1 protein-coding gene and 1 pseudogene are annotated in these 13,690 nt (G+C 64.5%); both read right to left on the reverse strand.

All coding sequences use genetic code 11. From position 1 onward, the window contains the following. Positions 1-123 precede the first annotated feature (123 nt). Positions 124-12,828 (reverse strand): adhesin, encoded by a 12,705-nt coding sequence (locus BPHY_RS13100; protein WP_407671203.1) that lies wholly within the window; start codon positions 12,826-12,828, stop codon positions 124-126. 99 nt (positions 12,829-12,927) lie between these two features. Further along, a pseudogene (locus tag BPHY_RS44205) lies at positions 12,928-13,278 on the reverse strand (ESPR-type extended signal peptide-containing protein); the annotation flags it as partial. Positions 13,279-13,690: the final 412 nt, after the last annotated feature.

The following is a 13,690-nucleotide window of genomic DNA, read 5'->3' on the forward strand; positions in this document are numbered from 1 at the left end:
GCTGCATAAATGCAAAACGGGCTCCGTCGGAGCCCGTTTCGTTTTGAAGCGTACTGCTGTTGCTGATGACTGCGCTCAGGCGGCCTTGACCTTTACTGCGCCGCCCTTGCGCTTACTTCCCGGTTACCACTGGTAAGAAGCACCCACACCGACCGTCGTGCCCTGCGCGCTGACGCCTGCGCCGAGCTTGACCTTGATGTTTTGCGTGATGCGAGCCGAAGCACCCAGCGCTGCCGCCTGATAGCCGTGGTACGAACCACCGCCGACACCCACCGCGAGCGTCTTGCCCTGATCGACGTCCGGGATCATCGTCAGCGCCGTGGCTGCCGCGATACCCGAGTAGGCGTTGCGCGCGACGCTGTTGACGCCCTGCTGGACCATGTTGATCTGCTGGTCGGTGTACTGCTTCGCGGTCGTGCCTGCCGGCAGATCGCCCACAGCGGCAGCGATCGAGTCGTTCAACTGGCCGACGTTGACGGCGTCCGTCGTCTGCGTGCCGGCTGCGACGTTGGTGATCTGGCGTTCGTTGCCCGCCGAGCCCACCGACACCGTATTCGCACGATCGGCCACCGAGCCGTCGCCCAGCGCAACTGCGTGGTCAGCCGTCGCCTTCGAGTTCGCGCCCATTGCGATCGAGCTGTCGCCGCTCGCCTGAGCGTTGTAGCCGCCTGCGATCGACTGGTTGCCGCTCGCGTTCGCGGTAGGGCCCATTGCCGTGGCGTGCGTGCCGCTTGCGCTTGCCTGCTCCGTGTTGCGATCACCGTTGGCCGTGAACATCGGATCGACTGCGTTGTTCGCGATGTTCGTGACGTTGGCGATGGCGTCGTTCAACTGATTGACGTTCACCGCGTCCGTAGCGTCAGTGCCCGCAGCGACGTTGTGGATCACCGTGCCGTCAGGCGCGTTGCCGCCACCCACCGTGATGCTGCTGTAGTTGACTGAACCATCGGCATTCTTGTCGTACTGCACAGAGCCCGCGCTCAGGTTGTTCACCGTGGTCGAGATGTTGTTGACCTGGCTTTGGACCTGGTTCACGGCCTGGTTCGTGGCATACAGCTGAGAACCGTTGACGGCGTCCGTCGAGCTTGCGCTCAACTGACCTGCAGCGACGTTCGTGATCGTACGTTCCTGACCGACGCTACCCACGCTTACCGTACCCACGGGAGCCGAGCCCGCGAACGAGTAGTTCTGACCGCCGATCGTCGCGCCCGTCGTGGCAATCACCGCACCCGTCAGAGAGTTCGAACCAAGGGCCACCGAGTTCGCCACCGTCGCGCTCGCGTTGCCGCCGATCGCCACTGCGTCCACCCCCGTCGCCACCGAATCCGCCAGCGTCGAGTTCGCGTGGAAGTACTTGATGCCGCCGCCGCTCACGATGTTGTTCACCGTGTTGTCGATGTTCGTCACGCGGCCATCGATGTTGGTGATTGCGTCACCCACGTTGCTGACCGTCGTGTTGCCGCCGTTGATCACGTACGTCGGGTTGCTGATCGTGCCGTCGCTGTTCACCGTCGAGCCGCCGCCGATTGCATTCGCCGTCGACTGCGCCACGTTGTACAGCTGCGAGCCGTTCACCGCGTCCACGCTCGATGCGTTCACGTCGCCGTTGGCCACGCCCGTCAGCTTGCGTGCACCCGCTGTGCCCGTGAAGTCCACCAGCGTACCGTCCGTGTCCTTGGCCACCGTGATGGCGCGCGTCGTCGGATCCTGCTGCACCAGACCGATCGTGCCGTTGTTGATCTGCGTCGTGATGTTGCTGATGTCCGTCGTGTTCTGCGTCACGCGGCCGTCCAGGTTCGTGATCGCGCCGGCAACCGTCGTCACCGTCGAGCCGCCGATGTTGAACGTCGGGCCCGTGATCGTGCCCGTCGACGCGTCATACGTCGAACCGCCACCGATCACGTTCGAGATGCTCGTGCCCACGCTGTTCACCTTCGCGTCTTCCGACTGCAGCTGGCTCACGTTCACCGCGTCCGTCGCCGCAGAACCTGCCGCCACGTTCGTCAGGCGACGCTCGTTGCCCGCCGAGCCCACCGACACCTCACCCACGGGCGCCGTGCCCGACAGCGTGCTGCTGCCCGGGTTGTACGCCGCGGCCGTCAGGTCAGCCGTCGTCGTCGCGTTTGCGCCCAGTGCCACCGAGTTCGCCGCCGTCGCGCTCGCGTTGCCGCCGATCGCCACTGCGTCCACCCCCGCCGCCACCGAATCCGCCAGCGTCGAGTTCGCGTGGAAGTACTTGATGCCGCCGCCGTTGACGATGTTGTTCAGCGTGTTGTCGATGTTCGTCACGCGGCCATCGATGTTGGTGATCGCGCCGCCCACGTTGTTGTAGGTATTGCCGCCCACCACGTACGTCGGGTTGCTGATCGTGCCGTCGCTGTTCACCGTCGAGCCGCCGCCGATTGCATTCGCCGTCGACTGCGCCACGTTGTACAGCTGCGAGCCGTTCACCGCGTCCACGCTCGATGCGTTCACGTCGCCGTTGGCCACGCCCGTCAGCTTGCGTGCACCCGCTGTGCCCGTGAAGTCCACCAGCGTACCGTCCGTGTCCTTGGCCACCGTGATGGCGCGCGTCGTCGGATCCTGCTGCACCAGACCGATCGTGCCGTTGTTGATCTGCGTCGTGATGTTGCTGATGTCCGTCGTGTTCTGCGTCACGCGGCCGTCGATGTTGGTGATTGCACCCGCCACGTTGTTGTACGTGTTGCCACCCACCACGTATGTCGGGTTCGTGATCGCGCCCGTCGTCGAGTTGTAGGTCGAACCGCCGCCCAGCGCCGCTGCCGTCGCTGCGCCTTCCGAGTTCACCTTCGCGTCTTCCGATTGCAGCTGGCTCACGTTCACCGCATCCGTCGGGTTCAGGCCCGCCGCCACGTTCGTGATGCGACGCTCCGCGCCCGACTTGCCCACCGACACTTCACCTGCCGCCGTGGCTGCCGCGATCGCAGCGCCGCCCGGGTTGTAGCCTGCCGCCGTCAGCGTCGTCGAGTTCGCCAGCGAGTTCGAGCCCAGCGCCACCGAGTTCGCCGTCGTCGCGCTCGCATTGCCGCCGATCGCCACCGCGTCAACACCCGTCGCCACCGAGTCTGCCAGCGTCGAGTTCGCGTGGAAGTACTTGATACCACCGCCGTTGACGATGTTCGTCACCGTGTTGTTGATGTTCGTGACACGACCATCAATGTTGGTGATCGCACCGCCCACGTTGTTGTACGTGTTGCCACCCACCACGTATGTCGGGTTCGTGATCGCGCCCGTCGTCGAGTTGTAGGTCGAACCGCCGCCCAGCGCCGCTGCCGTCGCTGCACCTTCCGTGTTCACCTTCGCGTCTTCCGACTGCAGCTGGCTCACGTTCACCGCATCCGTGGCTGCCGAACCCGCAGCCACGTTCGTCACGCGACGTTCCTTGCCTGCTGAGCCCACCGACACTTCACCATTGGCCGTCGACGCCGTGCCCGACAGCGTGCCGCTGCCCGGGTTAAAGCCGGCTGCACTCAGGTTCGCTGTCGTCGTCGAGCCCGAGCCCAGCGCCACCGAGTTCGCCGTCGTCGCGCTCGCGTTACCGCCGATCGCCACCGCGTCAACACCCGTCGCCACCGAGTCCGCCAGCGTCGAGTTCGCGTGGAAGTACTTGATGCCGCCACCGTTGACGATGTTCGTCACCTGGTTGTTGATGTTCGTGACACGACCATCAATGTTGGTGATCGCACCGCCCACGTTGTTGTACGTGTTGCCACCCACCACGTATGTCGGGTTCGTGATCGCGCCCGTCGTCGAGTTGTAGGTCGAACCGCCGCCCAGTGCCGCTGCCGTCGCTGCACCTTCCGTGTTCACCTTCGCGTCTTCCGACTGCAGCTGGCTCACGTTCACCGCATCCGTGGCTGCCGAACCCGCAGCCACGTTCGTCACGCGACGTTCCTTGCCTGCTGAGCCCACCGACACTTCACCATTGGCCGTCGACGCCGTGCCCGACAGCGTGCCGCTGCCCGGGTTGAAGCCGGCTGCACTCAGGTTCGCTGTCGTCGTCGAGCCCGAGCCCAGCGCCACCGAGTTCGCCGTCGTCGCGCTCGCGTTGCCGCCTATCGCCACCGCGTCCGTGCCCGTCGCCACCGAGTCCGCCAGCGTCGAGTTCGCGTGGAAGTACTTGATGCCACCGCCATTGACGATGTTCGTCACCTGGTTGTTGATGTTCGTGACGTTGTTGCCCAGGTTCGCGAGATTGTTCGCCACGTTCGAAACGTTGTTCGAGACGTTGTTCACCTTCGCGTCTTCCGACATCAGCTGGCTGACGTTCACCGCGTCCGTCGGGTTCAGGCCCGCCGCCACGTTCGTGATGCGACGCTCCGCGCCCGCCTTGCCCACCGACACTTCACCTGCCGCCGTGGCTGCCGCGATCGCCGTCCCGCCCACCGGCGCAAAGCCTGCCGTCGCCAGCGTCGTCGAGTTGGCCAGCGAGTTCGAGCCCAGCGCCACCGAGTTCGCCGTCGTCGCGCTCGCGTTGCCGCCTATCGCCACAGCGTCCGTGCCCGTCGCCACCGAATCCGCCAGCGTCGAGTTCGCGTGGAAGTACTTGATGCCACCGCCATTGACGATGTTCGTCACCTGGTTGTTGATGTTGGTGACGTTGTTGCCCAGGTTCGCGAGATTGTTCGCCACGTTCGAAACATTGTTCGAGACGTTGTTCACCTTCGCGTCTTCCGACATCAGCTGGCTCACGTTCACCGCATCGGTCGGGTTCAGGCCCGCCGCCACGTTCGTGATGCGGCGCTCCGCACCCGCTGCGCCCACCGACACTTCACCTGCCGCCGTGGCAGCCGCGATCGCCGTGCCGCCCGTCGGCGCAAAGCCTGCCGTCGCCAGCGTCGCCGAGTTCGCCAGCGAGTTCGAGCCCAGCGCCACCGAGTTCGCCGTCGTCGCGCTCGCGTTGCCGCCGATCGCTACCGCGTTCACACCCGTCGCCACCGAGTCCGCCAGCGTCGAGTTTGCGTGGAAGTACTTGATGCCACCGCCATTGACGATGTTCGTCACCTGGTTGTTGATATTGGTGACATTGTTGCCCAGGTTCGCGAGATTGTTCGCCACGTTCGAAACGTTGTTCGAGACGTTGTTCACCTTCGCGTCTTCCGACTGCAGCTGGCTTACGTTCACCGCATCGGTTGGGTTCAGGCCCGCCGCCACGTTCGTGATGCGGCGCTCCGCACCCGCTGCGCCCACCGACACTTCACCTGCCGCCGTGGCGGCCGAGATCGCCGTGCCGCCGACGGGCGTAAAGCCCGCCGTACCCAGCGTCGTCGAGCTGGCCAGCGAGTTCGAGCCCAGCGCCACCGAGTTCGCCGTCGTCGCGCTCGCGCCATTGCCCAGCGCCGCTGCGTTCGACGCGCTCGCCACCGCTGCCGGACCTGCCGCCACGCTGTTCACGCCCGTCGCCATCGAGTCCGCCAGCGTCGAGTTCGCGTGGAAGTACTTGATGCCGCCGCCGTTGTTAATGTTGTTGATGTTGTTGACGGTGTTGGTCAGGTTCGCCAGGTTGTTACTGACGTTGTTCACCTTCGCGTCTTCGGACATCAGCTGGCTCACGTTGACCGCATCCGTCGGGTTCAGGCCTGCCGCCACGTTCGTGATGCGGCGCTCCGCACCCGCTGCGCCCACCGACACTTCACCCGCAGCCGTCGCCGCCGAGATCGCCGTGCCGCCGACGGGCGTAAAGCCTGCCGTCGCCAGTGTGGTCGAGTTCGCCAGCGAGTTCGAGCCCAGCGCCACCGAGTTCGCCGTCGTCGCGCTCGAGTTGCCGCCGATCGCTACCGCGTTCACACCCGTCGCCACCGAGTCCGCCAGCGTCGAGTTCGCGTGGAAGTACTTGATGCCACCGCCGTTGACGATGTTCGTCACCTGGTTGTTGATGTTGGTGACGTTGTTGCCCAGGTTGTTGACGGTGTTGCTCAGGTTCGACACGTTGTTCGCCACGTTCGAAACGTTGTTCGAGACGTTGTTCACCTTCGCGTCTTCCGACATCAGCTGGCTCACGTTCACCGCGTCCGTCGGGTTCAGGCCCGCCGCCACGTTCGTGATGCGGCGCTCCGCGCCCGCCTTGCCCACCGACACTTCACCTGCCGCCGTGGCTGCCGCGATCGCCGTGCCGCCCGTCGGCGCAAAGCCTGCCGTCGCCAGCGTCGCCGAGTTCGCCAGCGAGTTCGAGCCTAGCGCCACCGAGTTCGCCGTCGTCGCGCTCGCGTTGCCGCCGATCGCCACCGCGTCCACACCCGTCGCCACCGAGTCCGCCAGCGTCGAGTTCGTGTGGAAGTACTTGATGCCACCGCCATTGACGATGTTCGTCACCTGGTTGTTGATGTTGGTGACGTTGTTGCCCAGGTTGTTGACCGTGTTGCTCAGGTTCGACACGTTGTTCGAAACGTTCGAAACATTGTTCGATACGTTGTTCACCTTCGCGTCTTCCGACATCAGCTGGCTCACGTTCACCGCGTCCGTCGGGTTCAGGCCCGCCGCCACGTTCGTGATGCGACGCTCCGCGCCCGCCTTGCCCACCGACACTTCGCCCGCCGCCGTGGCTGCCGCGATCGCCGTGCCGCCCGCCGGGGCAAAGCCTGCCGTTGCCAGCGTCGTCGAGTTCGCCAGCGAGTTCGAGCCCAGCGCCACCGAGTTCGTCGTCGTCGCGCTCGCGTTGCCGCCGATCGCCACCGCGTCCGTGCCCGTCGCCACCGAGTCCGCCAGCGTCGAGTTCGCGTGGAAGTACTTGATGCCACCGCCGTTGACGATGTTCGTCACCTGGTTGTTGATGTTCGTAACGTTGTTGCCCAGGTTCGCGAGATTGTTCGCCACGTTCGAAACATTGTTCGAGACGTTGTTCACCTTCGCGTCTTCGGACATCAGCTGGCTCACGTTGACTGCATCCGTCGGGTTCAGGCCTGCCGCCACGTTCGTGATGCGGCGCTCCGCACCCGCTGCGCCCACCGACACTTCACCCGCAGCCGTCGCCGCCGAGATCGCCGTGCCGCCGACGGGCGTAAAGCCTGCCGTCGCCAGTGTGGTCGAGTTCGCCAGCGAGTTCGAGCCTAGCGCCACCGAGTTCGCCGTCGTCGCGCTCGAGTTGCCGCCGATCGCTACCGCGTTCACACCCGTCGCCACCGAGTCCGCCAGCGTCGAGTTCGCGTGGAAGTACTTGATGCCACCGCCGTTGACGATGTTCGTCACCTGGTTGTTGATGTTGGTGACGTTGTTGCCCAGGTTGTTGACCGTGTTGCTCAGGTTCGACACGTTGTTCGCCACGTTCGAAACGTTGTTCGAGACGTTGTTCACCTTCGCGTCTTCCGACATCAGCTGGCTCACGTTCACTGCATCCGTCGGGTTCAGGCCCGCCGCCACGTTCGTGATGCGGCGCTCCGCGCCCGCCTTGCCCACCGACACTTCACCTGCCGCCGTGGCTGCCGCGATCGCCGTGCCGCCCGTCGGCGCAAAGCCTGCCGTCGCCAGCGTCGTCGAGCTGGCCAGCGAGTTCGAGCCCAGCGCCACCGAGTTCGCCGTCGTCGCGCTCGCGTTGCCGCCGATCGCCACCGCGTCCACACCCGTCGCCACCGAGTCCGCCAGCGTCGAGTTCGTGTGGAAGTACTTGATGCCACCGCCATTGACGATGTTCGTCACCTGGTTGTTGATGTTGGTGACGTTGTTGCCCAGGTTGTTGACCGTGTTGCTCAGGTTCGACACGTTGTTCGAAACGTTCGAAACGTTGTTCGAGACGTTGTTCACCTTCGCGTCTTCCGACATCAGCTGGCTCACGTTCACCGCGTCCGTCGGGTTCAGGCCCGCCGCCACGTTCGTGATGCGGCGCTCCGCGCCCGCCTTGCCCACCGACACTTCACCTGCCGCCGTGGCTGCCGCGATCGCCGTGCCGCCCGTCGGCGCAAAGCCTGCCGTCGCCAGCGTCGCCGAGTTCGCCAGCGAGTTCGAGCCTAGCGCCACCGAGTTCGCCGTCGTCGCGCTCGCGTTGCCGCCGATCGCCACCGCGTCCACACCCGTCGCCACCGAGTCCGCCAGCGTCGAGTTCGTGTGGAAGTACTTGATGCCACCGCCATTGACGATGTTCGTCACCTGGTTGTTGATGTTGGTGACGTTGTTGCCCAGGTTGTTGACCGTGTTGCTCAGGTTCGACACGTTGTTCGAAACGTTCGAAACATTGTTCGATACGTTGTTCACCTTCGCGTCTTCCGACATCAGCTGGCTCACGTTCACCGCGTCCGTCGGGTTCAGACCCGCCGCCACGTTCGTGATGCGGCGCTCCGCGCCCGCCTTGCCCACCGACACTTCACCTGCCGCCGTGGCTGCCGCGATCGCCGTGCCGCCCACCGGCGCAAAGCCTGCCGTCGCCAGCGTCGTCGAGCTGGCCAGCGAGTTCGAGCCTAGCGCCACCGAGTTCGCCGTCGTCGCGCTCGCGTTGCCGCCGATCGCCACCGCGTCCGTGCCCGTCGCCACCGAGTCCGCCAGCGTCGAGTTCGCGTGGAAGTACTTGATGCCCGCGCCGTTGTTGATGTTCGCGATCGACGTGTTCAGCTTGCCCAGCGCCGTATCGACGGTGCTGAATGCAGAACCGATGTTCGTCGCCGCGCCGGACGTGCCGTCGATCGCATTGGCGTTCGTCAGCGCGTAGCTCGGCGCGCTGATCGCGCCCGTCGTCGAGTTGTACGCCGAGCCGCCGCCGAGTGCGGCTGCCGTCGTTGTGCCGTTCTGGTTGACCTTGCCATCCTCAGATTGCAACTGGCTCACGTTCACCGCGTCCGTGGCTGCCGAACCCGCAGCCACGTTCGTCACGCGACGTTCCTTGCCTGCTGAGCCCACCGACACTTCACCATTGGCCGTTGAAGCAGTCCCTGACAACGTACCGCTGCCAGGGTTGTAGCCCGCGGCGCTCAGGTTTGCGGTCGTCGTCGAGTAGGCGCCCAGCGCTACTGAGTTGCTCGCCGTCGCCACAGAACTGGCGCCAAGCGCTGTGGAGAAGAGCCCGCTGGCCGTTGCGGACACACCGATGGCCGTCGCGGCCTGGACTGGCGTTTGCGCGCCGTTACCGAGCGCCATTGCATCCGTACCCGACGCGACGGCTGATGCGGAAAACGAACCCGGGGAACCCATCGCGATTGAACCGATGCCTGACGCAGTCGATTGAGCACCGATTGCTATCGCACCATTCGCACCGCTTGCGACAGAATCTGCCCCCCCCGGGTTCGCGTGGAAGTACTTGATGCCCGCGCCGTTGTTGATGTTCGTGATCGACGTGTTCAGCTTGCCCAGCGCCGTATCGACGGTGCTGAATGCCGAACCGATGTTCGTCGCCGCGCCGGACGTGCCGTCGATCGCATTCGCGTTCGTCAGCGCGTAGCTCGGCGCGCTGATCGCGCCCGTTGTCGAGTTGTACGCCGAGCCGCCGCCGAGTGCGGCTGCCGTCGTCGTGCCGTCCTGGTTGACCTTGCCATCCTCAGATTGCAACTGGCTCACGTTGACCGCGTCCGTGCCGTTCAGGCCCGCGGCGACGTTTGTAATCCGGCGCTCCGCACCCGACGCGCCCACCGACACTTCACCCGCAGCCGTCGCTGCCGACAGTGTGCCGCTGCCCGGGTTGTATCCTGCCGTAGCCAATGTGGCAGAACTCGCCACCGACTTGTAACCCAGCGCTACCGAATTCGACGTGGTGGCACTCGCACCTTCGCCGAGAGAAGTCGAGTTGGATGCGGTCGCCTTGCTGAACGCGCCGACGGCCGTCGACTGATCACCAGTGGCAATCGCCTGAGAGCCAAGTGCCGATGCGTAGATTCCGGACGCGGTGGAATACACACCGATTGCATCAGTCGACCAGTTGCTCGACGTGGCGTACGAGCCGACCGCGAGCGCCTGCGACGTAGACGTGTCAGCACGACCCGCCACAGCGTTCGACCCGATTGCGTCGTTTGCTCCGGAGGAGATACTGTTCGAACCATAAGCCGTCGCTCCACCACCGATGGCGATAGCACCGACACTGTTATTGGCACCTACGGTTGTCGTCGCATTCGCGCCGATCACAACGTCCGAAGTCATCGATGCAGTCGCTGCCGGGCCGACCGCAACCGAGTTGGCACCCGACGCCGACGAATCCGCCAGCGTCGAGTTCGCGTGGAAGTACTTGATGCCCGCGCCGTTGTTGATGTTCGTGATCGACGTGTTCAGCTTGCCCAGCGCCGTATCGACGGTGCTGAATGCAGAACCGATATCCGTCTTCGCGCCCGACGTGCCGTCGATGGCATTCGCGTTCGTCAGTGCGTAGCTCGGCGCGCTGATCGCGCCCGTCGTCGAGTTGTACGTCGAGCCGCCGCCGAGTGCGGCTGCCGTCGTCGTGCCGTCCTGATTGACCTTGCCGTCTTCCGACTGCAACTGGCTCACGTTCACTGCATCCGTTGCTGCCGAACCGGCCGCTACGTTCGTGACGCGCCGCTCCTTGCCCGCCGAGCCGACCGAGACTTCGCCATTGGCCGTCGACGCCGTGCCCGCGAGCGTGCCCGTGCCCGGGTTGTAGCCTGCCGCGGCCAGGTTGGCCGTCGTGGTGGAAAGGGCGCCCAGCGCCACCGAGTTCACCGCCGAGGCGACCGCATTGCTGCCGATGCCGACTGCACCGGATGCCGTCGCGCTTGCATTCGTGCCGACAGCGGTAGCGTACGTGCCGGACGTACCACCACCCGATGCGGACGACGATGCACCCAGCGAAACGTCGCCGAGCTTCGCAGCCGATGCGAGGTTACCCGCTGCAAATGTGTAATCCGCAGTCGCCTTCGACGACGAACCGAGCGCAATCGAACTCGTCCCGCTGCTCGTCGCCGCGCTGCCCAGCCCGACCGCGTTAGAGCCGGATGCCATTGTGCTCTGCCCGATTGCCGTCGCGTTCGTACCGCTCGCGTTTGTGCTGAAGCCTACCGCCGTCGCAGCCGTGCCCGACGCCGTCGATGCCATACCCACCGCCGACGCCTGGTATGTCGCCAGAGCTTCGGAACCGACCGCAACGCCGTTGTAACCGGAGGTGGTCGCGGCCTTGCCGATGGCGGTGTTGTTGCCCCAGCCCTGGCTGCCGCTGGCGTTCGCGTTCATACCGATCGCGATATCACCACCGTTTCCCGCTGCACCGCCTGAATTAGCCTGGACAGCTTGGGCATTCGTGCCGATTGCGATCGAACCATCCCCGGCGGGGCCACCGCTGGTAGCTGCCGTTGCCACGGCACCTGAACCGATAGCCAGTGAAGCCGTCGCTATTCCACCTGAATTGCTAGCCGTCGCTGCATAGCCCATCGCGATGGAGTTGGCGCTTCCCGACAAAGCCTGCGGACCGATCGCCACCGTGTTCGCGCCCGCCGCCGACGAATCGGCCAGCGTCGAGTTGGCGTGGAAGTACTTGATGCCCGCGCCGTTGTTGATGTTCGTGATCGACGTGTTCAGCTGGCCCAGCGCCGTATCGACGGTGCTGAATGCCGAACCGATGTTCGTCGCCGCGCCGGACGTGCCGTCGATCGCATTCGCGTTCGTCAGTGCGTAGCTCGGCGCGCTGATCGCGCCCGTCGTCGAGTTGTACGCCGAGCCGCCGCCGAGTGCGGCTGCCGTCGTCGTGCCGTCCTGGTTGACCTTGCCGTCTTCCGATTGCAGCTGGCTCACGTTGACCGCGTCCGTGCCATTCAGACCGGCCGCCACGTTCGTGATGCGACGTTCGGCGCCCGATGCGCCCACCGACACTTCACCGGCAGCCGTCGCCGCCGACAGCGTGCCGCTGCCCGGGTTATAACCGGCCGTGCCCAGCGTGGCCGAGTTCGCCAGCGAGTTCGCGCCCAGCGCCACCGAGTTCGAGGTGGTGGCCTTTGCTGCCTGGCCCAATGCGGTAGCATTGCTGGCCGACGCCGTAGCGGCGTTACCAACGGCACTGCTGTTGTCACCAGTCGCCATGATCATTGCACCAATAGCTGTCGACTGATTACCGCTCGCCGTCGCCCCGTGACCAACAGCGGAGGTACCCCAATTGCTTGCTATCGCGTTGGAGCCGATTGCCGTAGCTCCAGAGAGCAGACTCACACCGCTGCCTGCTACAGCGCCGTTGCCGAAAGCCGAATTGGCGCCGGATGATATGCTGTTCGAGCCATAAGCGATGGCATTGTTGCCGATGGCAATTTGAGCGCCCGCGCCGCCCGCCAACGTTTGCGCACCATTTCCGAGTGCGATGTCGCTGGCGTTTGATGCGGTCGCTGCCGGACCGACTGCAACCGAGTTGCCACCCGATGCCGTCGAATCCGCCAGCGTCGAGTTCGCGTGGAAGTACTTGATGCCCGCGCCGTTGTTGATGTTCGTGATCGACGTGTTCAGCTTGCCCAGCGCCGTATCGACGGTGCTGAATGCCGTGCCGATATCCGTCTTCGCGCCCGACGTGCCGTCGATCGCATTCGCGTTCGTCAGTGCGTAGCTCGGCGCGCTGATCGCGCCCGTCGTCGAGTTGTACGCCGAGCCGCCGCCGAGTGCGGCTGCCGTCGTCGTGCCGTCCTGGTTGACCTTGCCATCCTCAGATTGCAACTGGCTCACGTTGACCGCGTCCGTGCCGTTCAGGCCTGCCGCGACGTTCGTGATGCGGCGCTCCGCGCCCGCCTTGCCCACCGACACTTCACCCGCGGCCGTCGCGGCCGACAGCGTGCCGCTGCCCGGGTTATAGCCCGCCGTGCCCAGCGTGGCCGAGTTCGCCACCGAGTACGCACCCAGCGCAACGGAGTTTGCCGTCGTCGCACTTGCACGATATCCAAGCGCGACGGCGCTCGAGGCCGACGCCACAGCACTTGCTCCAGCCCCTAGCGCATCGTCCGCTGTGGCTATTGCCGTATCGCCGAGCGCGGTGGAGCTTACCCCGGTAGCTGTTGTAAACGTGCCCACCGCAGTAGCAAACGTATTGGTGGCAGTAGCTTGCCCTCCGATCGCTGTTGATTCGTAGCCCGTCGCGGTTGTCATGGCGCCGACTGCAGTTGAGTTGCCGTTGCTTGCGTAGGCACCTGACCCGTAAGCTGATGCCCCAGCATTCATCGCTGTACCGCCATCAAGTGCGCCTGCTTGCGCCCCAATCGATGCTACCAGGCCCGCACCCGCTGCAGCAACTATGACTGCACGCTTCACATTCTTCTTTCCACGCCCTTTCGCGTTCTCCTGCGCCGCAACCCAAGTCCCGGTCGACTCGTTCCAAACTGACCGATATGTCTTATTCATAAATAATCCTAAATAACCTTCCATCCGCCACAGCCAACTTAAATGGTTTTGGCGGACAACTATTTTTGCGAAATGAGCTTGGCGTTCGAGGAAAAGAAATTCTGGAGATACCAGCGACGCCAATTCGGTGAGCCACGACCTAAGTCTTCGACTTCAGCTGTTTTTTTGAGATATCTCTGCAAACAGCCTTTTGGCTACTCCAACGATCGATCCAACTATATTGCGATGCGCAACGTATCAATATCGGACAAGTCTTAATCGCGTCGACCAAATCCTAAGTCGTATAAGGCGGTGGCTGAGGTACGTCCAAGCGAAGCGCGGTCCGAAGTGGCGGCAGCTGGGAGAAGCAGAAGCCCATTCCCGACCTGTCTTGGTCGGTGGCACTTGAATTTGGATCAGATCGCCGACTGCGGAGACTATCGGCTCGCGGCCCTAC

This window comes from Paraburkholderia phymatum STM815 (assembly GCF_000020045.1).
GTDB lineage: Bacteria > Pseudomonadota > Gammaproteobacteria > Burkholderiales > Burkholderiaceae > Paraburkholderia > Paraburkholderia phymatum.